Below are 25,120 nucleotides of genomic sequence, written 5' to 3' on the forward strand. Positions count from 1 at the left end.
TCAATCCCTCATGAGTAGCAATTCCAACTACAACGCCTACCTCCACCGAAAGGCTGGGGCGGCCCAAGTGGATGTGACTCCGGACACTCCGCAATTTCTATTTGGGTATCCGCACTGCGAACGAACTAGCACAAGTGTTCATGATCCACTGCTCGCTTCCGCGATCTATCTGAGTGACGGGCAGAGTGGCACTCTATTCGTGGCCGTGGATGTGATTTTCCTGACAAAGGAGCAAGTGGCTGAAGCGCGCGGTGAAATCAGTCAGCAGACGGGTATGCCGGCTGAGCACATCATGATTACTGCAACGCATACCCACTCCGGTCCGATCACGATGAGTATGCTCAGTAATTCTGAAGATAGGGTAGTCCCTAAGCCCGATCCGACTTACCTAAGAAAGTTGATAAATGGAATCGTCGACGCAGGCACTCAAGCATTCAAGTACGCTCAGCCAGCGGAGGTGGGACTGGTCGTTTCTGAAGTGCACGGACTAGGGACAAATCGCCACAATCCCGCAGGGCCTTCGATCCCTGAACTGCCGGTGCTTGTCGCCCGCTCGACTCAAGACCAAAGCTTGATAGGCCTGATGTGCATCTGCTCCATGCATCCCACCGTCCTGCATGAAGATTCGACATGCATCAGTGGCGACTTTCCGTCTCTTGCAAGACAATATCTACAATCCCAAGAGGGGCTCAACGACTTAGTCGTGGTCTACCATATGGGGGCGGCAGGCAATCAAAGCCCGCGGCACGTCACACGCTCAAATACCCTAGAAGAAGCAACGCGATTAGGAACCATTCTCGGCAAAGCCTTCAAGTCTGCCCTCGAGAATGTTGAGTATGTCTCAGATTGGAACTTAGCGTGCAAAGTTGAATATGCGGATTTGCGCTTGCGCGAGTTTCCCTCGATACCAGAAGCGACAGTGGCTCTTGAAGAAGCAAGTGCATTCTTGGAACACTTGCGAACATCAAATGCTGAGAAAACTGAAATCCGCACAGCGGAATGTAGTTGGTTTGGTGCCCAAGAAACACTGACTCTCGCACGCTCGCACCTGGATGGCCGACTGGAAGATGCCGTCCGAACGTGCCTCCCCGCCGAGATTCAGATAGTTACCATCGACTCCTGGTCATTTGTCGGTTGGCCGGGAGAAGTCTTTGTAGAATACGCCCTGGAGCTCCGGCAACGCTATCCAGAAGCCCACTTGATCACACTAGCAAACGGAGAGTTGCAAGGTTATCTAGTGACACCTGAAGCCGTTGAAAGCAAGTGTTACGAAGCCTCCAATGCGGTGTTTGCCAGCCCCGATTCTCCACGCCGTCTTCTCGATATCACAACAGAAATGCTCCACACCTTGAGTACCGCCAATGCGGGCCCGGATGCATGACCTGACTTACCGGTAGCGCAATGAGCAATATTCTAGTCTTCGATCTTGGCACGAGCTATTTCAAGATATGTCTATTTGACGAATATGGGCAAATCGTCGGGCTACAGCGCGTTCCAACCCCAGTGCAGCAAACCGCTGAGATGAGAGCAGAGCTACCTACGACAAGTTTCATTCAATGCCTTACTGATGCAACGAAGAGACTGTCCCTGGAAGTAGGCGGCTTGAGTGATGTTGCTGCGGTTAGTTTTGCTACTCAAGCAAATAGCTTTGTACTCTTGGACAAGTTCGACGATGCTCTCACATCGATAATCCTATGGAACGATCAGCGGGCGTTGGGCCTGAGTAGTCCACTCGATGAATTACAGGCGACTTCTGAATTCAAAGAAACTACGGGCCTACCGGGCTTGACTCACGAATTCTTGCCTGCAAAGACGAGCTGGTTTCAGCAGCATCAGCCGCAGGTCATGGAGAAGACCGCGAGAGTAGCTTTAATCAGTGATTATCTAACATTGTGGTTGACCGGAAATCATGTCACCGAAGCGGGTACGGCTGGACTGTCTGGCCTGGTAGACATACATCGCCTGCATTGGTGGACTGAAGCGTGCGATAGAATCAAGCTACCCGTTGACTGGCTTCCTACTATCGTCCGAGCTGGCACTGATGCGGGTTCTCTAAGGCAGGCAGTCGCAGCCGAGCTTGGATTACCTCTGGGTTGCAAGCTAATCATTGGATGCTTGGACCAATATGCTGGAGCGATTGGTGCTGGCAATACGGAGCCCGGTTCCATTAGCGAAACGACTGGCACGGTGCTTGCGACAGTTCGTTGCTCCAATCAGTTCGAAAAGAACGCGCCACCAAGCGTATTCCAAGGCCCAACGTTTTCTCAGGATCAATACTACCAGATGGTCTTTGGAGAGGTCTCGGCTCAACTCCTAGAAAAGTATCGCAACTCGCTGCCAGACTTGCCTTCCTTTGCTGAACTAGACAAATTGGCCGACAGCGTCCCAGCGGGTGCAGGAGGAGTCCACTTGCACCCAGACGCTGCTTCGAAAAGTGCAAGCGAGATGTTTCTCGACCGCCAAAGCCATCACACGCGTGGGCACGATGTCCGGGCGATTTACGAAGCTGTGGCCAGCGAACTTCAGCAACAAATTGAGCTCCTCTGCAAGGATGAAAAACCGACGGTCATTTACTCAGTAGGAGGAGCAGCGAGGAGCGATCTATGGCTCAGAATCAAGAGCGAGACGCTCGGCTGTCCTGTTCGAGTTATGGATTGCTCAGAGCCAACGAGCTTAGGAGCGGCCATTTTGGCTCAAAGCGGGTTGGCGGGCGTTTCGCCTCAAGAGTTGGAACAGCAGTGGAGGCCACGACAACAAACGCCTCGTCAATTGTGAAGACAGCGGCCACAGCAGTAAGACCAAGGTCAGAGTCTATCGACCTTTGATCGCACTCGCATACGAGGAAGTTGCTCACGCTGCTCCTTGCACGATGAAGCAGCAGAGTAATGCAACCCACTGTGAGGTATAAGTGAAGTGCTAGATCCACGCCCAAATCGTGGCATAATACGCTGAGGTGGTCCTAGTTTGTCAGCGAGACGCCGACGGCAACCGACTGTTTCTCCCGTCCACAGATATAGGTAAGCACACGGGGCATCGGTTTTACTTCCCGGCTTGGCACTACGGCTTCCAAATCCTTTGCAAGCGTTACCATAAAATGTTCGATGATACGGAGTTGCGATCTTCCTATCGCGCGCTGTGGTTTCTCTTCCAGCGTGCAAAGAATATACAGCCCTTCTACAAACGCAAGTTCACGCACCCGAAGGGCTTCTCTAAGCCGGGAGATTCTGTCGAGGACCTCCGCCCATGAGCCGAGAAGCCCGAAGCTCGTAAGCTTGGGTACCCAACTACGATTGATGGCCTCATAGAAGCAGGCGAGCAACTTGCCGCCGCACAGAAATTCGACAATCCGACTCTTGGCGAGAAAATTGAATACGGGCTGTGGCAGGCTGCGCAGTGCGAACCGCGGCAACCGCGCGAAATGAACGACGCTGTTCGGCTGATAAAGCATGTCTCGTTCGATGTCGATCGGCACTACGACGATCTCCCGGAGAAGGGCAGGGCAGAAGTTGATAGGGTGGTGCTGGAAGCGATCTGGGCGGGTATCGAAAGTGAGGACAATCAGCGGGACTTTGATCAGGGGTTTGCGGGCGCGAAGAGTACGCTTGTGAAAAAAATAGCCCGGAAGCTCCCCCATCTCGATGGGGCTTCCGCCACCGAGCTAGTAACATCGGCCTTTGTCGACTACGGGTTACGGGCCCACCAGTACCTTGCCGGTTGCATCCAGGCAATCATGCAAGATTTCAGGAATGGCTTAGAGGTGCCACTCAACGAGCATGAGAGCAAGGTCTTTGAGTTGCTCTACAACTCCCAGGACGCTTTTGGGGGATTGCCACTGATCTTACTCGGGGAGAGACTCGACACAGTGCGTCTCGTGATTCGCGAACTGCTCTGCGCGTCTGACGAGCTGTGAATAGCGTTCGAAAAGTGCGGGGCTGATGCTGGTCTTGCTACACGCCGAGGCCTGTCTCCAAAGAGAGCTCGATAGTGTCGTCTATCATTAGTATTTCCGGAGGACATTGCCAAAGTAACTATCACTGGCTTTAGGCCAAGCTGGGTCTCATCAACCCACTAGGACATGCTGAAGAGTAGGTGTGATGGGTAGAGTTTCAACGGATTCGGCTCTTGAAGGTAAACGCAACAATTTTGAACTTTACCAAGTACACGACTAGGCCGCGTTAGAAGCAGCAGGCAATCCGTGCATCAATATCCGATTTACCTAAGCTACGAAGTTGGTGCGGGATCACGCTTTTACGGAAATCCTCAGGAGGTGGGAATTCGCATTTTCGATATTGTCACTGTCCAAGAAGAGGCTCCAGCACCTTCCGAAACTCAGAAGCCTGCCTCATGAAGCCCAGGTCGTTTGGATGCGAGCCATCGACTGTCCCTTCCCCGTCGTCTCCCAACAGTTGATCGCCCTTGAGGTAATACAGCTCAACGACACCCGCTTCCTGCAATCGCTGGAAAGCACCGTGATAGGCTTGACGCGACGTCCGGTGACGCTTGCGATGCGCCAAATTCAGGAAAGCATCCGCATAGGTTCTGTCCTCGACTAGCAAGATGGGAGTGTGGGGATGCTTTTCTCGGAGTTTTTTTACAAAGGGTTCGGTACGCTCAGTGATCACCTCGGAGTTAATATTCGGAAGACAATCCAGAACAAAGACCGCCGGGTCGAGCTCGCTGAGTAGTTCTGCCAATTCGAGCTCCATCTTCCCGTTCCCGGAGAACCCCAAATTGATCACCGGGACATCCAACTGCCTGCCAAGGAGGGCTGTGTGAACCATGCCAGGACGCGACGCCGCACAGCCTTGGGCAATGGACGTTCCGTAGAACACTAACGGCTTGTCGCGACCAGCAGGCCGTTTGGGTGCGGCCTGGAATAGCGTCTCATGGGGAACTCCCAATTCCAGCGAAGTTATACCATTATAGAGGGGCAAGTAGAGCAGATATTCCCGCTTCCCCGCTGGCAGGCCTTGGGCGAGCGGAAGCTCGTTTGTGCGGCCAACCGGCTTGCCGACGGCTAGCCAACGCCAGTTGCCTTGGTCGGCTTTAACGTAAAGGTCCAAGCCACTCACACCAGTCGCGGCCATGTGGGGCATTGCTAGGTTGGGTGAATAGAGCGTCCAACGGGCATGAATCTCGCGAGCATCGGTGATAAACCGCACGCACATCCCCGCAGTATGGTGGCTCAGGCTCCATACCTCTGGGCGGACCAATCCCTCCGCCTTGGCTGGGAGACGGTCGTAAAAATTGCTCGTTTCGCCCCACCCTTTGCCTTCGATGTCGAGGGATCGAAGATCATGCCATGAAAGCCTTTCTTCAGTCTTACCGTTCTCAACTCGACTGCTTCCAGCAACTGTGGGCTTGGAAACGCCGGATCGAGCGACCTCCACTGCTACGATGGGCCGAGCCAAGAGCAGGCAGAGGCAGATCAACAGGAAATATCGCAAGGAGCCACTTAGCATGAGGATCTTCTAGGTTAGTAATGTTGGCAAAGCGTAACGGACTGTAGGACGCGACTAGGGAATGGCCAGTGTCTTGGTGTCGAGTACGGAACCATCCTCAACATTCTTTAACTCGATGACAAGTTGGTGCGTGTCGTTGTTGAACTTCATGAGCACGTAGCTACTCACGCCTGCGCCAAAGGCTTGGTTCTTGTCGAAGTACATGTCCTGGGGCCGGCCCTTCACCAGTGAAGAGTTGTACCAGGGCAGGCCCTGCATCTCGGCGCGTTCCGCGTAAAGTCCGTAGCCGGTCAGGATAGCAGTGTTCTTCCGTAGGAACGGCTTCCAGTGTTTGAATACGCCATCAGGATTAGCGACCACGGTATTGCTGCTATTGTACAAGGTGATAAGCGAAGTCTCGGATGTATCCGTTGTTTCGACGAGATTCTTGTACCAAAGGAACTGTTCCGATTCGGCATCTACATCATGGCAGGCTTGGAGATTGGTGCCGTTGTCTGTGACGTGGGCATTATCGATCGCAACCAACCGCAGATGAAACTCTGGCACCTCGAACGACCATTTCCACTCCTCGTCGGGTTGGGCAAGGAAGTGGGTGATGCTTTGCGCGGCGATATCGTACACCGGTTCCGGCGCGGGGTCGCCGTGAGCAGTGGGCCGTGGAAGCCACTGTCGGTCGTGATTGCCCATAACGGCCAAGAAAGGCGTGGTCCGAAACAACTTGGGGTAGCTGTCGATTAAGCCCTCAAACGGCTTGAAACACACCTTCTTCTTGCCGCAAGGTCCATACGTGTCCCAAACATAGTCCCCTAGACCGATCACTAGGTGAGGGTCGTCGTCAAGGAGGGCTTGTAAATCGGGCCGGGTTTGCCAATTGCCGGTCAGAGCAACTCGCAATTCCTTGGTGGGGTAAGCCTTGAAGGATTGCTCGGTCGATTGCTGCTCACCGGTGACAACCTGGAAATAGTAAACGACATCCCTGGCAGGAGTATCTATTTCCACTTGGTGGAGGGTAGTCGCTTCAGAGTCCTCGGCCGTCTCACCATACTTCAGACTGAGTCCGTAGTTGACTACTGAGGGGCCGGCCTGGGTCGTTTGCCAATTGATAACGGTTTTGTCGGGATTGTTCGATTGGTGTGAGATCCAAATGCGTTCGACTTGAGCAAACGCAGTAACACTGAACGAAAGACTGCAACTGACCAGCAAGGCTAACGTAAGCCTACTAGAATTCTTGGAGAGAGTATACTTTATCATGCAAGTAAGCGGGAGTATTAGCCGCAACGCGATGGCGTCTGGCTTGAGTGAGTGACGGTATGAGCGAGTGAAAGTGCAAGAACCGCGAACTGAGGCCCAACCATGCTCAGTCAGCATCGCCTAGTCAAATTCGTCAAGCAAGTAGTGCGTAACCTGCCACGTAGATTTCCGTATGCTGTCCCGTTAGTCGTGCTACTTCCGCATATAACGTATCCGCGGTCCGCAACTTTCCGGGGATCACAAATTCATAAACACCATGTTTCGGCAGCGGAATTTTCAAGTCATGCCAGCTCTTGCGATCACCAGAGACTCGGACCGCAGCCTTTGGAGTGCCATCGGCCGAGGGTTTGAAGCTACCTAGCACGGCAAGGCGACTGGCACCCGTATCCTTCAATGGTAAACCATAGACGAGCTTGCGCACGTAGCACCAGCAAGTGACGTTGTCGTTGGCATCGTGCTCAATGCGATACGGTTCGTCTCCCTCGCCAACAAGCGTTTTCCAACGAACGTCCTTGGCAAACTGAAACGGTTTCGGAATCGGCACCGCGTGATTGGAATCGGGTTGCTCTTTCAATCGAAAGCCGTGTTCCATGCTGCGAAAAACTCTGTTGACAATCTTTCCACCCTGCATGAGGAAGTACCAATACCCGGGCTTCTCGGGGCCGCCCCAAATCCCAGGAGCACTACACACGACCGTCGCTTGGTTAATCGTCGTATGAGGTAGCTGAAATACTTGATCGTGGTTTCGATGCTCATGCCCGCAAATAGCCCAGACTATGCCGCGATGTTCGACCAACGCATTCTCATAAGCGGGGGCGATCATGCGCTCACGAACCGACGACCCAAGTGATGGTTGATGCACAAACGTAATGATCTCCTGATCTCTATCGACGCCAGCAATGTCTGCGGCGAACCAATCGCTTTGCCTGCTGTCGATCCGTCCGTCGCTGTGCCCATTGAGCAGCACAAAGTGTCCGCCAGCAAGATTGAAGGATTCGTACGCAGGGAATTCGGGAAAGACCTCATGGAACAACTCTGGCTCGTCTTCACCGGGATGGGTGTCATGGTTGCCGAGTGTTAGCTTAAGAGGAATGGCCGGATCGAGCTGCTCGGCATGCTTCCGAAACGCATTGAATTCATCGATGGTCTTGAGCTTTTCTTGCTTGTTAGGTCGACGTCCAAAGGAGAGTGAAGCAGTAACCGCCATGTCACCATTGACAAGGAAGAATTCAGGCCTGGGATCAAGCTGATTGATCTCCTTAATGACCGGTAGCAAGCCATCGCCTGTATTCATGCCGTAGTGGCAATCGGCGGCTACGACAAAGTACGCGCTATCGGTTGCCGTGGGATCGAAGCTGGCGGCGTGAAACGCTTCGGACACCGTGCGGTAAGGATATCGATTACCAATCGTGGTTAAGGCACGGCTCTCTTTGCCGCCAGCGCTCGATAGGGCTGCCGCCCCTGCTGCGACTTGCGTTAGAAATTGTCGACGCTGCATAGATATTCTATCTCGCGATCTAGAAAGCCGCGTCTACTTTTTGACCAACTTGAAATCGATCGTATTTTCCCCAGGAGCAATCTCTTCGGTCAGCGTGGACTTATCGTTGTACTGACTGGGAATGATTTCCCCAGGATAGCCTGGACCCACGGTGCGAATAGTGATCTCGTGGGTTCCCACTTTGGCACCTTTGATGTCGCGAATATAGGTGACCTCGTAGTTGCCTTCTTGGTTCGTTTTGCCGTGCGACGAACGCCCCAGGTCCACAGGATTGAAAGTCAGGTAGGCACCTTCCACGGGCTTCCCGCCCAGTGTGACCGTACCCTGGATAGTGCCCAATTCGGGTCGTGTGGAGTTCGAACAGCCAGCGTTTGGTAGCATAAAGCAAGCGCAAACCAGACTGATGAGAATTGTCTTAGGGAGGTTCCTCACTCGACTTTTCCTTGATCGTAGGCGGAATAGTTATTTCTTTGGTGTTAGAGATTTAATAATTGCCAACACCCAGGCTCGGAAGCACTTGCAGCAGCTCAAAACACTGCTTCATGAATTCGCATCACAGGTCGGTAAACTGACCGTCAGCATAGCCACCTAGAAACTTGAAGACATCGGTGTCCGTATCTTCGCTAATATACCGGACAGACCCATCACCCATCCCAAAATTACATCCACCAGGGTGAAGACTACCAGGGCTTTCAAAAAAGTCGTTATTCAATCCACCCGGGGTACCACCGGTTGGGAAGTTATCGGTGTCAAACAAGTTGCTGACACCACCTACCGCCCATCCATCGAAACTCCATTTGGCGCAGTCTTCCAAGTTGTTCAGTCGCTGAAGTTCGCCAACCATAATCGTGTTACTTAATCCGTCGGTGACCGTCGCTACTTTGACATCGACACCGTACGTGATGATCCCCAGATAGTCCGTGAAACGATCCTGCGCAGTCCTCCCGGACTCACGTCCTCCGCCCCGTGTAAACATAGAGACGACGTCGTGCGTACAGGAGGCATTTGGCCCCCCTGGATTTCCATCCCCGTTGAAGAAGGAATTAGAAGAGGAGATACATCCGCCGTAATCGGTACCTCCGGCTGACCACTGTTGGAACATGTTAGGCGAGAATTCTCCGATGTCAGATCTGCGACTGGGACAATAAAAGCTCGGAAGGTCCTTCTCAGCAAGCGGACGGTTTTCCGCCGAGACGAGGCTCTTGGTGAAATCCCATTGGTCGCGAATGGAACCCTGCTCCATGTATGGAAGCATCCCCAACAACCAACTCGTGCCCTTTCCATTGGCACCCGCGGACTTTGCTTCGATCCACAAATAAGCATAGCCAGGGTTTTCTGGTATTTGACCACCTTCTGAATCGTCGAAAACACTTGTGAATGCCTTAGGGAACTCCCCGAGGGCAGATTCGTAATTCAACACCGATAGCGCAAGTTGCCTGAGATTATTCGTACACTGCATGCGCCGGGCTGCTTCACGAGCGGCTTGCACGGCAGGCAGGAGTAAGCCGACCAGCACCCCAATAATGGCGATCACGACCAGCAACTCGACGAGCGTGAACGCGGCCTTGGCTTTCCTGTGAGGATTGCTCCGTGAATCGAGAGAAAAAGAGATTACGGTGTTCATGCTATTGGCCCTGTACAGAGTCCTTACTTCGAGTGATACAGTTTTCACTAACGCGGTCTGGAGCAACTGGGCTTTGATGAACCCTTCGCTCTGGCAAACTCGCTAGCGAGCAACAACTAATGCCCGCTAGCGAGAGTCGTTCTAAGCAGTTTGTCGAGTCGTGCGTGCCGTTCCGATGAGCATGGCGGCCAACACGATAGCGAGCGAGATCGACGTAGGCTCTGGGACAGCTGCACCACTCACTACGGCAGCAGTCGATCCATACTGTGCGTCCCAGATAGCCAGATCTGTGGCATCGACATTCAAATCTGCATTGCCATCGCCATTGGCTAGTGTAGCCGTACCAGTGATCCCGAAACCTTGCTGCCAATCGAGGAAGTCTTGTCCATCGACCAGACCACTAGAATTGAAGTCGCCATTCGGGCCGGTCACGCCTGCCAGTTGCAGAAACTGACTTGGTAGCAGAACGGAGTCCGTATACCGGACCTCATCGAACAGACCATCTAGGCTTGCACCGAAAATATTGTCGGCCATTCCGATGATTGCGAAGGCCGCATCATCGGGTGAATCGGTGCTAGAGTCACCGTAGAGCATCGTGCCATTGTTAGACATCTTGAAAGATTCCGTGCTAACCTCGTCTCCTACGAAAAGGTTCTCTAATTCACCATCGACATAGAACCGGAATTCGCCAGGCGTCGTACCACGTTCGCCATCGGTGTAGGTAAAGGCAATGTGATGCCATTCGCTGTCGTTGACTGGAACGAACGAAACCCCGGCATCGTTGGCCAGCCCGTTACCATCGCCGGGTAGGAAATAGGGAAACTCCTTGGAATCAGCACGGATTCCATAGGTTTGCGATCCTGGGGTCCCAAAAGGACCAATTGACCAAGCGGTCACCGGCGATCCCCCTGGCATGTAGGTGCCATTGCCTACGCCTTTTCTTATCGAGGCAATACGGGCAAATGGCAGTGTATCGACACTTTTGATGAACGCCTCGTAGGTGAAGTTTCGCGTCTTGAAGATGGTTGGATCCCCGCCAGCTTCCTGAGCATTGACTGAGAAACTGGCATCGTCGGACCACTCCTCGTTTTCATTGGAAAACGGTCGCCCCGCTTGATCAAGGAGGACCGAGCTAGTATTGGCGTAGGTCGTATTAGTAAGCGGGTCAAAAATCATATTCCCGGGGACGTCCGCGCTGTATTGCACTGCAAGTGCCGCCGCAACTTGTGTGTTGGTACCGCCGGTTAGACTTCCATCTCCCTGATCCACGAGCACGGCGGTCACCTGTGCAGCAGTCGCACCTGCAGGGACGACATCCGAAGGTATCGAAAGTACAGTGTCGCCAATGGTGCCTTCACCACGCCAGTATCCCAGGACGTTCTGGGCAGAAGCACTGGGAACGCTGACGAGCGTCAAGAGTCCTGTAGCTACTAAACCTACGAGAGTTTGCCTATTCCATATCGATTTCATCGGTTTGCCTGTTCGCAAGAGTAAAAACTGCCTGATATTGAATACTTCGACAATCGGTATTAAGTGGTCGGCGTAAAATGGAACTCGGATTGGGTGCTAAAAACACTCCCTCCTCCTGCGCCAGCCGGGAAACCCGGTAGGAGGGAGCGCGTGCTTCGGAATGCAAAATTAAAAAGATCGGTAGTTTGCCAGCAATGCCAGGGGATGCGAGCACATCCCCTGGAGTTGCGTTCACAGAAACCTATCGCCTGCGGACAAACCCCATGCCGTATACCGACCCAAGCAGGGCAATGACGACTGCGCTCGGCTCGGGGATATTGGTATTAGTAGCAAGCAAGAATTGGTTGGTGGTATCAAACCCATCTATATCCGTACTGCCCGACAGCACGACGTCGCTCAGTCGAGATTCGTCAATCAACCCAGCCCAACTGCCTCCATCGCCTCGGCCACCAAGTGTCAGTTCCCCTCCGTCATATTGCAGAGTGCCGCCATTGCTCGGCGTCATCTTGGCGTTGTTCTGGATGTAATCGATGTACAAGCTGGCTTCATTTGTAGCAGCGTCGTAGGTTATTGCAACGTGATGCCACTCCTGATCACGCACGCTCGGGCCGCCTCCCCCTGGAGTTGGAAAGTATTGCAGACTTTGATTAAATGCGCCTGAGGCCAATGAGCCATCGGGATTATAAACATCAGTATCCATCCTGAAGAATACTCGCCCCTGGCTGTCTTCTGTGATCATCCAGGACCACCTCACTCCACCAGGATCGTTGACAGCATTTCCCGGGGCGTTTGCTCGTCTCTTGCCGGCAATCACGTCAAAGCCATCGATTTCTGCATCGTCTTTGACAAAGGTTTCAAATGAAAAACTCGCAGGCTCGAGTGTCGCTCCAGGTGCAGTGGCACGGGCATTCAAATTGGTACCGGGCGAGTTTAGCGACAACGTGTTCGCCACAGTCGTGTTAGCTACGGGATCGAAGATGAAAGCCCCGGGGACATCCGCGTCGAATACTTGGTCTGGCGCTCCCGGAACTTCGATCGCATTAGGGCCTGCTGTGGCAACCAACGTTCCGGCACTAGTGCCCACGGGCCCGTCCTCATAACGCCAATATCCAACGGTCCCGGCTGATGCTGTGCTGGCTACCGATAGCAGGATCGCCCCTGCTGCTAGAAAACTCAAGATGGCAACTCTCATTGGTCCCTCTCCAATCATGTGAAAAGACTTGAAAAGTCAATCTGAGGCCTTCGGCAACGCACCTGGGCCCAAATACAAAAGTGGCTTCCAAAAGTTACTTGCAGGTAAGTAATCGATAAGCGAGGGAGGCGTGACTGCCCCCGACAACCCCAATATGGGCAATAGCTGTGAGCACGACAATGCAATAATTAATTCCGCTTGTTATGCAATTCGACATGTGAGTTGTTATGCAAAATGCCGCGGTTATAAAGGTACTGTGAAGGGCGGGTGAAGATATTAAGAAATGTCCTTGCACAATATGATACCTGGACTGATACGATAAATTAAATCTACTACCAAGCCTGTAAACTGGGCATCCCCCCTACTGGTCAACCGACGAGGCCGATCATCGCTAAGCACCACGACTCTCTGAGGGATGGATTGCCACCGCACATTGCTGTGATTATCGAGACCAGCACTTCGTTTGGTCGAAATGTCATTAGCGGTATCGGCCGATTCGCGCGCGAGAATGGCCCCTGGTCGCTGTACTTGGAACAACGCTCCATCTATGACCCGCCCCCGGGTTGGTTAAAAAGCTGGCACGGACAAGGTGTCATTTGTAATGTGGCCACCGAAGAGATTGATCGTGTTGTTCAAGGCCTCGATACGCCTTTGGTGTCGCTTAATACGCCTAAAGTGCGTGACTCCGAAGGCGGATTCCCTGGGGAATCAGAAAATCGCAATGAAAAACACAACAAGAGACCACGCGTGCCCTACGTCCTCAACGACGATATTGCGATTGGTCGCATGGCAGCAGAGCATCTGCTGGAGAATGGCTACCGGCTTTTTGGGTTCGTGGGGCATGAAGGAGTCGCTTGGTCGGACGGACGCCGGGAAGGATTTCGCCGGACGATCGAAGCAGGGGGCGGCCATTGCGACGTTTTTCAAACGACCGGCCACGACAAGCAAGGATTCGGCCAGAAACCCTGGGAGACCGAACTAGCTGACATGGTTGCGTGGCTCGATCAGCTTGAGAAACCCGTGGGGGTGATGGCCGCCACCGACTTCCGTGCCTTGCAAGTGCTGGACGCCTGCCGCCAGGCCAACGCCTTTGTGCCCGAGGGTATCGCGGTGATTGGTGTCGATAACGAGGAGATTGTCCGAGAAGCCGCTATCCCAAACCTCTCCAGCGTCATGCCCAACGCAGAGCTCGTTGGCTATCATGCTGCTCAAACACTGCACGAACTAATGAGCGGCAGGACCGTTACGAACCTGCTCCAGTACATCGAGCCGGTGCGTGTCGTTGTGCGCCAGTCGACAAGTTCGCTTGCGATCCAAGATCCGTTTGTCGCCGATGCCATGCAATTCATTAGGCAGAACGCGTGCGACGGCATCAACGTCACCGACGTCCTCAAACATATTAGAATTTCGCGAACTGCGCTTCAGCAACGTTTCTTGGATCAGACCAATCACACCATTCATGAAGAAATCGTTGCGGCAAGAATTCTCAGGATTAAGGAGCTGCTTTCCAAGACGGAAATGGCGATTCCCCTGATCGCCGAACGGGTGGGCATCAATTCGTCGCCTTACTTAAGTGTCTTATTTAAGAAACACACCGGAATGACTCTAAGCGAGTATCGACGCCAGAAGCAAAGCCGCCGTCGGACTTGAGACCGTGGATGGCTCGGCATGAGTCGTTGTGCGACTCCCCAATGAAGCCCTGTCAAGCAAGCCCCTTCCAAAAAGAACTTCTTCAGGAAAGAAAAAAGTAGTTATGCTCTACCACTCACAACAGCAGCGTCTTGTGACGTTCGCCATGTTCACTCTCGCCGTGCTCGGCACCGCAGTGACCGGACGCGCAAAGGATCAAGCTCCCTCGACCGACCCGGCGCAGGTCTTTTACGTTTCCCCCGCGGGCGACGATGCGGCCCCGGGCACTGAAGCAAATCCGTTTGCTACGATTCTTCGCGCCAGAGAGGCGGTACGCCGTCTGAAGTACACCGACCAGTACCCCGCCGAAGGCGTTACGGTTTTCCTCAAGCAAGGAAGGTACGAGCTGGACGAACCGCTCAACCTAACGCCCGCCGATTCCGGCCTGGCCGGCGGCCCGGTGGTTTACGCCTCTGCCCCTGGGGAGCTGGCGACGCTTTGTGGTGGAAGCGAAATCAGCGGCTGGAAACAGCACGGCCGAGGGCTTTGGCTAGCTCCAACCGATGGGGAGTTTCGTCAGCTTTATGTCAACGGCAAGCGGGCAACCCACGCACGGTCGCCCAATGATGGGAAGCAGTTCTACTTGGTGAGTAAGTGGCACAAAGAATCCAAAACTCTTGAGATTCCCTGGGACGTCGCGAAAGACCTGGAAGACGTTTCGCAACTCGAAATGCTCCTGCAAAACGAGTGGTGCCAGTCGATCTTGCGAGTCAAGTCCGTAGAACGGCAAGAGGAGAATCAAGACTTAGCGACGGTGCAACTTCGCAATCCCGGCCAGGACATGATCTTCTCCCGTCTCGCCCCCTGGATTCTCGACGGAAACGCATTTCGCTGGGAGAACAGCCTTGGATTGCTCGACGTGCCTGGGGAATGGTATCTCGATCAAAAGAAGCACGTGGTCTACTATCGCCCCCGCGAGGGTGAGGACATGACACAGGCTCGGATAACGGCTCCGCGGATGGAAAGCTTGATCCATATCGCGGGAACCGTCCGCCGACCGGTCGAGCATGTCGTCTTCCGCGACTTAGCCTTTGAGGAAACCAATTGGCACCGACCGAGTCGCCTCGGGTTGATCGAAGGGCAAGCCGGCTTCTTTAATTACACGGCCACTGCAGACAACTTCCAGCTGTTCGGACGCCCCCCGGCGGCGGTCGAACTGACCGGGTGCAAGCATATTCGCTTCGAGCGGAACCAATTCCGCAATCTGGGTGCTACGGCTCTCGATCTCCTTTTCGCAACCAACGCTTGCGAAGTGGTTGGCAACCGCTTCACTGACATCGCGGGCACGGCGATTCGTCATGGTACCTTCTCCCCACCGGAGTACGACCACCACTACGTATTCAATCCCAAGGACGAACGCGAGATCTGCACCAATGATCGCATCGCCAATAACTACATCACCAACGCAGCGGCGGATTATCTGGGCAACCTTGCCATCGCCTGTGGCTACGTTCGCGGTGCGCGAATCGAGCACAATCAGATCGAAAACCTCCCGTACACGGCCATTAGCCTTGGATGGGGCTGGGGTCCAAAGCCCAACGCGATGCTAGGCAACAAAATTCGGTACAACCACATCTCCGATGTAGTCAAGCAACTTCACGATGGTGCTGCGATTTATACGCTTGCTCCGCAACTAGGCACGGAGATTGCCTTCAATTATATGGCTGACATACAGCCTTCGAATTGGGTGACCGCCGACAAAGCGTGCGGCGTCTTCTTCGATGAGCAATCGGATCACATCCGGTGCCACGACAACGTGATGTCCAATATCGCTCGCCCTTATCTGCTGCATGCGATTGGCAACAACAACCAGATGGAAAATGACGTGGTGCTAGACCCGGATTCTGACGAATCCGAAACCACTCGGAGCTTCCCACACTTGGGCGGCAAAAGAGCGGGGACTCCTGCGTTTTCACTTAAAGTTATGCGTGAACCAACGCCTGCAGTCGAGGAAATCATTTCGCAAGCCGGCTTGGAGCCCGCTTATCAGGACCTCCTGGAGCAAGCTCAGCCCTGATGCCCAACTCTGCCGAACTACAACTGCAGTCCACCGACTACGCCGTGATCGCGGCGTACTTTGTGGGAATATTGGCTGTGGGCGTGTACGTCAGTGTTCAACGGCGCGAGGAGGACGATCATTTCCTCGCAGGTCGCAGCTTTGGGTGGTTCAACGTGGGGCTGTCGGTTTTCGGCACGAACATCAACCCTTCGTTCCTCATCGCCTCGGCCAGCGCCGCCTACGCGACCGGAATGGCGACGGCCAACTTCGAATGGATGGCTTGGCCTTTCCTATTGCTGCTGGCTATGGTTTTCGCCCCCCACTACTTAAATACCCGCGTCACGACGATGCCGCAATTCGTCCGCCGCCGTTTTGGCCCAGCCTCGGCTGAGTTCCTATCTTGGTACGCTTTGCTCTCGACGATCGTCCTCTGGTTAGGCGGCGCCCTCTACACGGGTGGGTTGTTGCTGAGCCAGATTTTGGACATTCCGCTGTGGGGTGCTGTTGTGGCGCTCACCGGAGTCGCAACCTTCCTGACCGTTGCGGGCGGCTTGGCGGTGATCATGGTGACAGACATGCTGCAATCGTTGCTGATGATTGCAGGTGCCTCCACGGTGACGTTCCTTGGTCTGTACCACATCGGTGGACTGGAAAACCTTCTTGCCGCGGTGCCCGCTGATCGCTGGGCACTCATCCGCCCGGCAAACGATCCGGACTACCCGTGGATTGCCATGGTCTTGGGCTACCCGGTGCTGGGCGTATGGTTTTGGTGTACCGATCAAACAATCGTGCAGAGGATCCTAGGGGCACGCGATCTCAAACAAGCTCAGTTAGGCGCACTGTTTACGGGTTTCTTGAAGGTCGCTACACCGTTTATTTTCACCCTGCCCGGCATCATGTGCGCGGTGCTTCACCCAAAGCTCGAAGACTCCGACCAAGCCTTCCTGACGATGGTCAACTACTTGCCGGTGGGAATGGTCGGACTGATTGTCGCCGTCCTCATCGCAGCATTGATAAGCACCATCGACTCAGGGTTGAACTCTTTTAGCACGATTTTCACGCTCGATATCTACCAACGCAAATTCCGACCCGACGCTTCTCCACAACACATCAAAACGGTTGGCCGAGTGGTGACGATTGGAATTGCCATCGTCTCGATCGGTATCGCCCTGTCGATGCAATCAGTCGGGAAGAATCTGTTCGACCTACTGCAGAGCATCATCGCCTACTTCGCCCCTCCAATGGCGGCCGTATTTCTGATCGGCATCCTCTGGCGTGGGGCCACTGCTACCGCTGCCTTGTGGACGCTCGTTTGCGGCTCAGCAGTATCCCTAGGCTTTGGGCTCATCGATTTTTTCAAGGAACCCATCACCTCGCAGTTCGGCATTGAAATTCAACTGCCTCACTTCCTGATGATGTCCTTTTATCTGTTTTCAGGCATCAGCCTGTTCATGATTTTGCTCTCACTAGTCACCGAGAATGCTTCCTGTGAGGAGCACTTGCCATCGCCTAACAAAGCGAGCCAGCAACTTGGTTCGAAAACCGGCCTCATCTGGGCCGGCTGGGCACTACTTGCGCTCATCATGATTGGGATTTACGTTTTGTTTTCTTCTGCTGAAGGCACGTCCGCACTTAACTGACCCCAGGGCTCACAGAGGCTCTCTGGCCGCTTTAGAAATAACTTAGGACACGAAGTGATCTACTATGAAATACCTCAATATTTTTCACGCCAATCTGAACTACGCTTACTTAACCCCCGAAAGCTATGAATTCGTAATCCGCCACTCGTACGAAATGATGTTCGATACGATGGCGGAACATTTCCCAGGGGTAAAGTACGTATTTGAGGCGTCTGGATTCACAATCGAGCAGATGGCGGAGCGAACCCCTGATGTACTGGCAAAGCTCAATGCGGCTATTGCCGATGGCTCGTGCGAGTTCATGGGCAGCCCGTACGCGCATCCCATGCTTCCCAATTTCCCTGAGGAGGATGGGCTATGGACACTGCGATTTTCCAACGACATTTACCAGCAACATTTAGGCTTCCAGCCGCGTAGTTTCTGGAACCCGGAATGCGGCTGGCGGAGTTACGTGCCCAAAATGGTGCACGATGCTGGGTATGCCAACTTGATCGGCGATTTCGAGGCTTACAGCCGCTCTCTTAAGTCAGACGGAACGCCGCAGCGTCCAGAGATTTATGAGGCAGAGCACTCCAACGAAGCGGCTTTCTACAACTTCGCCTTCCGCTACGATCTCCCCGGCTCGGAGCCGGCGATCCATTTCCCCTTCAATCAGCTCCAAGGCCTTGAGAAAGACCAGTTGCGCATGCTCTTGCGTTCTGATCGGATTGCACAGCACGGTGTACGATACTTCATGGGGATGGACGGCTACACGCTTGAATCCTATCTTGAGCTGATTCGCAAATATTCCTCCCAGAGCGAAGGCGAATCTGAAGGTGCCATGATCGTCTTCGCCGACGATGCCGAATACGTTGGCACCAACGGCTGGTTCCGCTTGAAGTACGAGAACCGCCCGGACAATGTGTTCGAGCACACGCCCAAGTCGAGAGAGAAGCTGATCGATTTGGTGGCTGCGTGCCTAGAAATGGGCGAATTCATCACTTTCGACGAGGCCTGCGCCACCTTGCCAGCGATTGAGGAACCGATCACTTTCGATGACGACTCCGCCTGGCACGGGGCCTTTGCCTCGACTTGGGCCAATACCCCAATGGCTCGTATTCTCAGGCCGTGGCAGGACTTGGTTCGTGAGAAGCTCAACGCGAGCGAAGACCTCACCGAGTCAACCGAGCGCCAAGCGTGGTATCATTTGACCAATTCGTATAACTCTGATGGGCAGTGGCCGCCGACACTTCCTGAGTCCCCGCATATCGTTCATCCCTACAACTACCAATACTGCTTCGATAACTTGTTGGAAGCAGAAAAGTTGGTGGGTGGCGTCGATCATTCACGGCTCGAAACCGATGCCAAAAACACCTTGAACGAAATCCTTTCCCTGCAGCAAAACCTCGTACTCAAGAAAGCCGAGGCCGCGATGACTTCTGGTATTGCCAACCAGAACACTAGCGCACAGCAAGCGAAGCAGCTCATCGAATCTTCGCGAGATATTTCTTTCCGTTTAGACTCCGGCCATCAAATTCGACCCGATACGTACGCCCAACTTGCCGCCGCTCTCACAGAGGCTCGGCAACTGGTTGGCGGGATTGAAATTGAGCGATCTGAAGAGGCTGTTAACTAAGGAGAACCATGCAATGGCTACAACTGATCGAAGAAACGTCCTGCTTGGCTTAGGGCTTTCAGCTGCAACGTTTGCCTGCAAAATACCGGGCCTACGAGCTGGCGAGCGATCGCCAAATTCAGAACCCGGCAAACTTACTCTGGGGCTGGTGGCAGATGTCCATCAAGATGTGATTCAGGATGCCCACGAGCGACTTCGGATGTTCATCGACCAGATGAAGCAGGACAAGCCGGATGCCATTATCCAATTGGGCGATTTTGCCATACCCATCTCGAATAACCAACCATTCCTTGATACTTGGAATTCGTTTGACGGGCCGAAGTATCATGTGCTCGGCAACCACGATACCGATGGCGGTTACAGGAAGCAACAGACGATGGAATGGTGGGGGATGCCCGAGCGGTACTACTCATTCGACAAGCATGGATTTCACATCGTCGTACTCGACGGCAACGATTCCAACCCAGAACCTTGGGAAGGGTACCCCAGATATATCGACGCCGAGCAGCAGGACTGGCTCGCTCAAGACATTGAGGGTACCGGTCTGCCAACGCTGGTGATTTGCCACCAGAGCCTTGAGGCCGAACGAGGTGTCGACAATCGAGACCAGATTCGCAAGATACTTGAGGCGGCCAACGCCAAAGCTGGGCATAGCAAGGTGTTCGCCTGCCTTAGCGGACACCACCATATTGATTACCAAAAACGATCCAAGGCATCGTCTATATCCAGATCAATAGCATGTCTTATCATTGGGTGGGAAGTGCATACGAGCACACGCGGTTCCGTCCTCATGTTGAAGAGGCATTTCCTTACATCAAATTTACCTGTCCCTATCGCGATCCATTGTTCTCCACCTTAATCCTTGATCGAGAATCTGAAACTCTCACGCTGAACGGTCGCAGCTCGGAGTTCATTCCGCCATCTCCTCAGGAGTTAGGCGTGCCCGACAGTGATACGCTTTCGGCGACGATTAGCGACCGTGAAATACAGTTCCGCCAACAGACAAATTAGCACAAGGTCACTTACCAGTCCGCTCTGTACTCACCTCATAGTGCTGACCGTCAGAAACGATCTGCACTTGGCCGTGTATCTTGTTGGAATACACTGCTGAGCCAATGTCGCCGTAAACCTTTTTCGCTCGCTGCCCATCGCCGTAGCGATTGAGACAACTGATCACAACAACCTCAGGTTGGACGGACTTAGCGAACTTTAGATCGGCATGCAGGCCGTGCCCTGGGGCAGACATGATCGTCGCCTTGAGATCCTCAGGCTTGTAGTACTCTTGCATAAACTCTCCTTGATCTTGCTCCTGGATGTCCCCTGGGAGCAGGATGGTGACCTTGCCGTGTCGAATCCTGAGCGTTATTGAGTTTTTATTGGCCATGTAGTGCCACGCGTGATCGTAGCTGGCTCGTTTCTCGGGATTCGCCTCCTTGAAAAACCCCGCTGGGGGTGCCAGTACATCAACCTGGAGCTGCTCGTCCAGCACAAGCGGACTGCCGGCAAGAATCGGATGATAGTCGCCCCCCTCTTCGACAAATTTGTCGATGGAATCCTGATAGGCAGGAGCATATCCTGAGTCGAATAGTCGGTCGATTTTGTAATTATTCAAAAGCCACTCAAGGCCGCCATAATGATCGTTGTGCGGATGGCTAATGATGATGCCATCGATTCGCTCAATACCTTCACGCTTCAAGTATGGCGCGATCACATCTCGCCCAGCGTTGAAGGACTCTTGCTCATCAACCGAGACACCCGTATCGTAGAGCCATGTCTGGCCGGCAGGAGTTTGAATTGCTATCGCCAGACCGCAACCGATACCAATGTCCTGCATCTCAAAGAAAGTCAGCTTGAGTGGTTTACCATTCGGCTTTTCAGCGGCTTGGCTAGTTGACCAGCTGTGCGCCGAAATGAAACTGGCGACAAGAAGGATGAACAATCGCATGTTGCTTCTCCAGTGTGCGAGGGATAGCCTGTGCGGCCCCCTTTGAGGTTGCATGTATCCTCGAGAGATTGTAGCCCAATGGCGCAGCTAGCCCGCGTTATTCAAGCCCGATTGGTAATTAGCGTAGGAATGGGTGTGGAATAGTAAATCGCCTAGAATGGACTTTTTGACAAGAATAATGTGGTGAGGGATACGGCTGATCGCTTGCCGTCAGAGAGGCAATTTCCACCGGCTAGAACGCCTACGGTGCTTCTCGTAGCTATGTCTTGACTCACTACTCAGTGGTCCTTGCTATGCAAGCGACTCCCGGAACAGAGAAGCAGAAAGACGAGTCAATGTCTCTACCTATACGGTCTAGATTCTCCCTCGCAACAAGACGATTGCTCATCTTGTTCGTAGGTGCGTGTAGTTGGCTGCTCGCCTCCTCCGCAGCGCCGGCGGCAACCTACTACGTGGCCAACAACGGCAACGACTTTCGATCGTTTTCGCAGGCACAGAACCCAGACACTCCCTGGAAAACTCTAGACAAAATCAACGGGCTCAATCTCAACCCGGGTGACAACGTCCTCTTCAATCGGGGCGACACTTGGAGAGAGTCTTTAGTGGCTTCCAATTCTGGGGTAACTGGAAGCCCGATCACTTACGGTGCCTACGGTTTGGGAGCCAACCCCACGATTAGCGCTTCGTCGGTGATCTCTGACTGGACACCTCATCAGGGCAACATTTACGTGGCCAACACTCCCGCTCCTGTCAATCAGCTATTCTTTAACGACGCCCCTCTCACCTTGGCACGGACTCCGAATGAGGGTTACCTGAAAATGGATTACAAAACAGATGCTACGACTTTTGTCGACGCAGCGCTAGGCACGGACATCGACTGGACTGGCGCAACGGCCCACATTCGTACTTTGCAGTGGAACATCGCCACCGAACCGGTGGCGGCTTTCAACCCATCGAACAAAGCAGTGACCCTGGCCAGCGAACCCACCTATGGCTTACCCGACCAATCAGGCTGGGGGTACTTTCTGAATAACAAACTCGAGGCATTAGATTCCCCAGGCGAATGGTACTATGACGCGCCGACGCAACAAACCTATGTGTGGATGCCCGACGGGGATTCCCCGGCCAACTATCTGATCGAAGGATCGGCGTTGGACTACGGGGTCGAGCTGTCTGCCAATACGCATGACATCAAAATATCCGACCTTACGATCAAGCATGCCGCCAAGCATGGCATTTTTGCGGATCGGTCCTCGGACATCAGCGTCGAGAATAACGAAATCCTCTACCCCGATGCCGTTGCTGTTTTCGTCGGCACCGAATTCTCACGCCAGGGAAGCGACAGCCTCATCGACGGCAATCTGATTGTGGGTGCGAACCACGCCGCCATTTACTCGTCCAATGATGCTACCACGATTACAAACAACACCGTTAGAGACACCGGCGAATTCCAACGCATTAATGCAAGTGGGATCGGCAGCAATATCTACGGCGCTATCGGAACCAAGTTGCGCGGCAACGACAATGTGGTAAGCAACAACCATTTCAGTGACACCGGCTACAGCACCATCACCTTTTCTGGCGAAAACACACTAATCGAACAGAACCTGATCGAGAACAGCAACAAGATCAAAGATGACGGTGCTGCCATCTATACGTACAATCCCAATGGGGCACTGCCGGGTTCGGCCGGCTCGATTATTCGCTTCAATATCATCCTGGACACACAAGGGGCACCCGAGGGGACTGCGAATGAGAATTTTCGTTCCACGTCGGCTGGCATTTATTTAGATGAGAACACCCATGATGTGCTCGTCGCAAACAACACCGTATCAAATAGCTATGAGCGCGGAATCTTCGTCCATCGTTCTTTTGACAACCAAGTTATCGACAATACTCTCTACGATAATGAAGGCGGACAATTAAGGTTTTCTGAAGGCAACAATATCCCCGTCAGTGGCCATACCGCTACCGGCAACATATTCTTTTCCCTTACGCCTGAACAAATTGGACTCTCCTTATCAAGCCAATTATCGAATCCCGATTTCGGTACTTTCGATGACAACTATTTCGGCAATCCATACTCAGAAGATGTGGTTGAGCATAAAGCGGGTTCAGCAGGCAACGCCACTTTCACCTTAGCAGAGTGGCAAGCATTCAGTAGCCAAGATTCCAATTCAGCAACGAACAATTTTTCCTTCGATCCTGAGGACGGAGACCCGCACGGCCTGGCGATGCTGTTCATCAATCCAACGACAACTGATTCCGTTATCGACTTAGCCGGCTTAACTTACCTCGACCTGCAGGGAAACACCGTAAGCGGCAGTATCACACTTTCTCCATTCGCCTCTCAAATCCTCATTTTCGACGCCACCGGAGGACTTGCTGGAGACTTTACCGGCGACGGCAACGTCGATGGCATTGATTTTCTCGACTGGCAAGCCAATCCCACGATCGGCAACTTGGCAGACTGGCAGCAGAACTATGGCATGAGCACGTCAAGTTCAGCTTCCACTTCTACGGCTGTGCCTGAACCAATTTCAGCGGTACTATTGGCCCTGACGGGATTGTTTGCGTTGCGACAGCGGAGTGCTAGGTCAGAGCGTTCCTAAACGAACATCTATCACAGACAGGTTACGCACCTGGAGCGATTGTCGTTGAACTGGGCGGACGTAGGTCGATGCTGCGGATCCCTGCCGAAGCCGAGAAGGGCGGAACCCACTGGCTACTTCCGATTACCCCTGAGTTTTCCGAGCTCCTGGAATCGGTCCCTGAGGATGAGCGGCGCGGGCGAGTGTTCCGGCTTCTATCTAAGCATGGCGAACCAATGAAGCCAAGCCGACCCGCCATAGGACCCAGAGTAGGGGATATTGGCGAAGCGGCTGGGGGAATCGTCGATCACCGTGAGAAGAAAGGCGAGTTACTGAAAGTGTTTGCCAGTGCTCACGATCTGCGGCGCAGCTTCGGTTTCCGCTGGTCCCGCCGGGTAATGCCTACGGTCCTGCGGGAGCTCATGCGGCACGCTTCGATTGGAACGACGATGAAATACTACGTTGGCGTGAATGCCGAAGCGACCGCCGATGAACTATGAAAAGCCGTGAGAAAGTCTCAAGGTAACACTGTAGGTAACATTCAGGGCGACGATGAAAAGCAGGTTTCAGAGAACACTGCTATTTAAGTACCGGAGGGGGGACTTGAACCCCCACGAGGTTGCCCTCACTGGATTTTGAATCCAGATGTCTCAACTTTCTTGACTCTTCACTTGCATGGGAACTGTGTTGCGTCTCTGTTGGAAACCGCTTGCCTCACTGTGTTTAAAGCCGGGTAGTAGGAATGTCCTGCGGTGCTTGGATTGTATCCGCATGGGAGTTGTGTGGCCAGTATCTGCCCCAATTTTGCCCCCAGTTTGAGACACGCCTTGGAAGATCGATTTACTTCGTTCCCAGCTTCTTGATCGCCTTGCTCAGCGGCAAGAACAGTGACCTTGGATCGCGGGCAAGCTCTAAGAACCCAAAGTGCTCATAGAACTCAGCAGAGCTATTGTCTTTGGCGTCAACGACGATGGCATACGCGGCAATCTCGGACTGGGCTGTCCTGGAATCGCTTTCGCCAGCAAGATGCCGCTCAGCTTTCGCCCCCAATAATTTACGCCCGCTGCTAGCCATCCCAGTCGAGCGACGCTATTACAGCGTTAGTTTCTCGTTGATTCCACGAACGCTGTGCATTTCCGGAGAT

The 25,120-nt window shown here is 53.5% G+C and carries 20 protein-coding genes and 1 tRNA gene; 10 read left to right on the forward strand and 11 right to left on the reverse strand.

What is annotated here, in order from left to right; genetic code table 11:
• Nucleotides 1-10: 10 nt before the first annotated feature.
• The gene (locus HG15A2_RS17535; protein ID WP_218932051.1) at nucleotides 11-1,381 is read left to right on the forward strand and encodes a neutral/alkaline non-lysosomal ceramidase N-terminal domain-containing protein; all 1,371 of its coding nucleotides are present in this window, start codon (nucleotides 11-13) and stop codon (nucleotides 1,379-1,381) included.
• Nucleotides 1,382-1,401: 20 nt separating this feature from the next.
• Nucleotides 1,402-2,775, forward strand: coding sequence for an FGGY-family carbohydrate kinase (locus tag HG15A2_RS17540; protein ID WP_145061816.1), 1,374 nt, complete (start codon nucleotides 1,402-1,404; stop codon nucleotides 2,773-2,775).
• A 184-nt stretch (nucleotides 2,776-2,959) separates the two neighbouring features.
• Here HG15A2_RS17540 and HG15A2_RS17545 read toward each other — a convergent pair whose 3' ends face one another.
• Nucleotides 2,960-3,448: a hypothetical protein gene (locus tag HG15A2_RS17545; protein WP_218932052.1), complete on the reverse strand. Its 489-nt coding sequence runs from the start codon at nucleotides 3,446-3,448 to the stop codon at nucleotides 2,960-2,962.
• Here HG15A2_RS17545 and HG15A2_RS24170 point away from each other — a divergent pair.
• Nucleotides 3,419-3,910 carry a hypothetical protein gene (locus tag HG15A2_RS24170; protein ID WP_218932053.1) on the forward strand — a complete coding sequence of 164 codons (492 nt, stop codon included), beginning with the start codon at nucleotides 3,419-3,421 and terminating at the stop codon, nucleotides 3,908-3,910. The two genes, HG15A2_RS17545 and HG15A2_RS24170, sit on opposite strands and share 30 nt — an antisense overlap.
• Nucleotides 3,911-4,292: 382 nt before the next feature.
• Here the strand turns inward: HG15A2_RS24170 and HG15A2_RS17555 are convergent, their stop codons facing one another.
• The 7 genes from HG15A2_RS17555 to HG15A2_RS17585 all read right to left on the reverse strand — a co-directional run bounded on the left by HG15A2_RS17555 (nucleotide 4,293) and on the right by HG15A2_RS17585 (nucleotide 12,497).
• A complete protein-coding gene (locus tag HG15A2_RS17555) occupies nucleotides 4,293-5,462 on the reverse strand; it encodes an SGNH/GDSL hydrolase family protein (protein WP_145061821.1) in 1,170 nt (389 codons plus the stop codon).
• Nucleotides 5,463-5,516: 54 nt separating this feature from the next.
• Entirely contained in the window at nucleotides 5,517-6,713 is a 1,197-nt protein-coding gene (locus tag HG15A2_RS17560; protein WP_218932054.1) for a metallophosphoesterase, read from the reverse strand.
• A gap of 133 nt (nucleotides 6,714-6,846) precedes the next feature.
• Nucleotides 6,847-8,211, reverse strand: coding sequence for a metallophosphoesterase family protein (locus tag HG15A2_RS17565; RefSeq protein ID WP_145061826.1), 1,365 nt, complete (start codon nucleotides 8,209-8,211; stop codon nucleotides 6,847-6,849).
• A 33-nt stretch (nucleotides 8,212-8,244) separates the two neighbouring features.
• Nucleotides 8,245-8,550: a carboxypeptidase-like regulatory domain-containing protein gene (locus HG15A2_RS17570; protein ID WP_145061828.1), complete on the reverse strand. Its 306-nt coding sequence runs from the start codon at nucleotides 8,548-8,550 to the stop codon at nucleotides 8,245-8,247.
• A 214-nt stretch (nucleotides 8,551-8,764) separates the two neighbouring features.
• Nucleotides 8,765-9,835, reverse strand: coding sequence for a DUF1559 domain-containing protein (locus tag HG15A2_RS17575; RefSeq protein WP_145061830.1), 1,071 nt, complete (start codon nucleotides 9,833-9,835; stop codon nucleotides 8,765-8,767).
• A gap of 141 nt (nucleotides 9,836-9,976) precedes the next feature.
• A complete protein-coding gene (locus HG15A2_RS17580; protein ID WP_145061832.1) occupies nucleotides 9,977-11,305 on the reverse strand; it encodes a LamG domain-containing protein in 1,329 nt (442 codons plus the stop codon).
• A 241-nt stretch (nucleotides 11,306-11,546) separates the two neighbouring features.
• A complete protein-coding gene (locus HG15A2_RS17585; RefSeq protein WP_218932055.1) occupies nucleotides 11,547-12,497 on the reverse strand; it encodes a LamG domain-containing protein in 951 nt (316 codons plus the stop codon).
• A gap of 438 nt (nucleotides 12,498-12,935) precedes the next feature.
• Here HG15A2_RS17585 and HG15A2_RS17590 point away from each other — a divergent pair, with 438 nt between their 5' ends.
• From HG15A2_RS17590 to HG15A2_RS17610, 5 genes are all read left to right on the forward strand, one after another.
• On the forward strand, nucleotides 12,936-14,147 hold the full coding sequence (locus tag HG15A2_RS17590) for a XylR family transcriptional regulator (RefSeq protein WP_145061836.1): 1,212 nt from the start codon (nucleotides 12,936-12,938) through the stop codon (nucleotides 14,145-14,147).
• A 103-nt stretch (nucleotides 14,148-14,250) separates the two neighbouring features.
• Nucleotides 14,251-16,203, forward strand: coding sequence for a right-handed parallel beta-helix repeat-containing protein (locus HG15A2_RS17595; protein WP_145061838.1), 1,953 nt, complete (start codon nucleotides 14,251-14,253; stop codon nucleotides 16,201-16,203).
• Nucleotides 16,203-17,825, forward strand: coding sequence for a sodium:solute symporter family transporter (locus tag HG15A2_RS17600; RefSeq protein ID WP_145061840.1), 1,623 nt, complete (start codon nucleotides 16,203-16,205; stop codon nucleotides 17,823-17,825). The genes HG15A2_RS17595 and HG15A2_RS17600 overlap by 1 nt, the downstream gene beginning before the upstream one ends.
• A 64-nt stretch (nucleotides 17,826-17,889) precedes the next feature.
• Nucleotides 17,890-19,440: a polysaccharide deacetylase family protein gene (locus tag HG15A2_RS17605; RefSeq protein WP_145061842.1), complete on the forward strand. Its 1,551-nt coding sequence runs from the start codon at nucleotides 17,890-17,892 to the stop codon at nucleotides 19,438-19,440.
• Between the two features lie 13 nt (nucleotides 19,441-19,453).
• A complete protein-coding gene (locus HG15A2_RS17610; RefSeq protein WP_145061844.1) occupies nucleotides 19,454-20,299 on the forward strand; it encodes a metallophosphoesterase family protein in 846 nt (281 codons plus the stop codon).
• A gap of 159 nt (nucleotides 20,300-20,458) precedes the next feature.
• Here HG15A2_RS17610 and HG15A2_RS17615 read toward each other — a convergent pair whose 3' ends face one another.
• Entirely contained in the window at nucleotides 20,459-21,385 is a 927-nt protein-coding gene (locus HG15A2_RS17615) for a ComEC/Rec2 family competence protein (protein WP_218932056.1), read from the reverse strand.
• A gap of 380 nt (nucleotides 21,386-21,765) precedes the next feature.
• Here HG15A2_RS17615 and HG15A2_RS17620 point away from each other — a divergent pair, with 380 nt between their 5' ends.
• On the forward strand, nucleotides 21,766-23,997 hold the full coding sequence (locus tag HG15A2_RS17620) for a right-handed parallel beta-helix repeat-containing protein (protein ID WP_218932057.1): 2,232 nt from the start codon (nucleotides 21,766-21,768) through the stop codon (nucleotides 23,995-23,997).
• 68 nt (nucleotides 23,998-24,065) lie between these two features.
• Complete coding sequence (locus tag HG15A2_RS17625) at nucleotides 24,066-24,476, forward strand: site-specific integrase (protein WP_145061849.1); 411 nt, start codon at nucleotides 24,066-24,068, stop codon at nucleotides 24,474-24,476.
• Nucleotides 24,477-24,564: 88 nt separating this feature from the next.
• On the opposite strand, the gene HG15A2_RS24175 is transcribed toward HG15A2_RS17625, so the two are convergent.
• Both HG15A2_RS24175 and HG15A2_RS17630 read right to left on the reverse strand, forming a co-directional pair.
• Nucleotides 24,565-24,648, reverse strand: a tRNA-Leu gene (locus tag HG15A2_RS24175).
• Between the two features lie 168 nt (nucleotides 24,649-24,816).
• Nucleotides 24,817-25,050, reverse strand: a complete 234-nt coding sequence (locus tag HG15A2_RS17630; protein WP_145061851.1) for a hypothetical protein — start codon at nucleotides 25,048-25,050, stop codon at nucleotides 24,817-24,819.
• Nucleotides 25,051-25,120: the final 70 nt, after the last annotated feature.

Origin of the sequence: Adhaeretor mobilis (assembly GCF_007741515.1) — a bacterium.
In the GTDB taxonomy this organism is placed as follows: domain Bacteria; phylum Planctomycetota; class Planctomycetia; order Pirellulales; family Lacipirellulaceae; genus Adhaeretor; species Adhaeretor mobilis.

Excerpts from the sequence above, each read along its gene's own strand:
- HG15A2_RS17625 (WP_145061849.1), top strand. The coding sequence starts at position 24,066 with ATGCTGCGGATCCCTGCCGAAGCCGAGAAGGGCGGAACCCACTGGCTA.
- HG15A2_RS17575 (WP_145061830.1), bottom strand. The coding sequence starts at position 9,835 with ATGAACACCGTAATCTCTTTTTCTCTCGATTCACGGAGCAATCCTCAC.
- HG15A2_RS17540 (WP_145061816.1), top strand. The coding sequence starts at position 1,402 with ATGAGCAATATTCTAGTCTTCGATCTTGGCACGAGCTATTTCAAGATA.
- HG15A2_RS17535 (WP_218932051.1), top strand. The coding sequence starts at position 11 with ATGAGTAGCAATTCCAACTACAACGCCTACCTCCACCGAAAGGCTGGG.
- HG15A2_RS24170 (WP_218932053.1), top strand. The coding sequence starts at position 3,419 with ATGAACGACGCTGTTCGGCTGATAAAGCATGTCTCGTTCGATGTCGAT.
- HG15A2_RS17545 (WP_218932052.1), bottom strand. The coding sequence starts at position 3,448 with ATGCTTTATCAGCCGAACAGCGTCGTTCATTTCGCGCGGTTGCCGCGG.
- HG15A2_RS17595 (WP_145061838.1), top strand. The coding sequence starts at position 14,251 with ATGCTCTACCACTCACAACAGCAGCGTCTTGTGACGTTCGCCATGTTC.
- HG15A2_RS17615 (WP_218932056.1), bottom strand. The coding sequence starts at position 21,385 with ATGCGATTGTTCATCCTTCTTGTCGCCAGTTTCATTTCGGCGCACAGC.
- HG15A2_RS17630 (WP_145061851.1), bottom strand. The coding sequence starts at position 25,050 with ATGGCTAGCAGCGGGCGTAAATTATTGGGGGCGAAAGCTGAGCGGCAT.
- HG15A2_RS17610 (WP_145061844.1), top strand. The coding sequence starts at position 19,454 with ATGGCTACAACTGATCGAAGAAACGTCCTGCTTGGCTTAGGGCTTTCA.
- HG15A2_RS17605 (WP_145061842.1), top strand. The coding sequence starts at position 17,890 with ATGAAATACCTCAATATTTTTCACGCCAATCTGAACTACGCTTACTTA.
- HG15A2_RS17565 (WP_145061826.1), bottom strand. The coding sequence starts at position 8,211 with ATGCAGCGTCGACAATTTCTAACGCAAGTCGCAGCAGGGGCGGCAGCC.
- HG15A2_RS17600 (WP_145061840.1), top strand. The coding sequence starts at position 16,203 with ATGCCCAACTCTGCCGAACTACAACTGCAGTCCACCGACTACGCCGTG.
- HG15A2_RS17585 (WP_218932055.1), bottom strand. The coding sequence starts at position 12,497 with ATGAGAGTTGCCATCTTGAGTTTTCTAGCAGCAGGGGCGATCCTGCTA.
- HG15A2_RS17560 (WP_218932054.1), bottom strand. The coding sequence starts at position 6,713 with ATGATAAAGTATACTCTCTCCAAGAATTCTAGTAGGCTTACGTTAGCC.
- HG15A2_RS17555 (WP_145061821.1), bottom strand. The coding sequence starts at position 5,462 with ATGCTAAGTGGCTCCTTGCGATATTTCCTGTTGATCTGCCTCTGCCTG.
- HG15A2_RS17580 (WP_145061832.1), bottom strand. The coding sequence starts at position 11,305 with ATGAAATCGATATGGAATAGGCAAACTCTCGTAGGTTTAGTAGCTACA.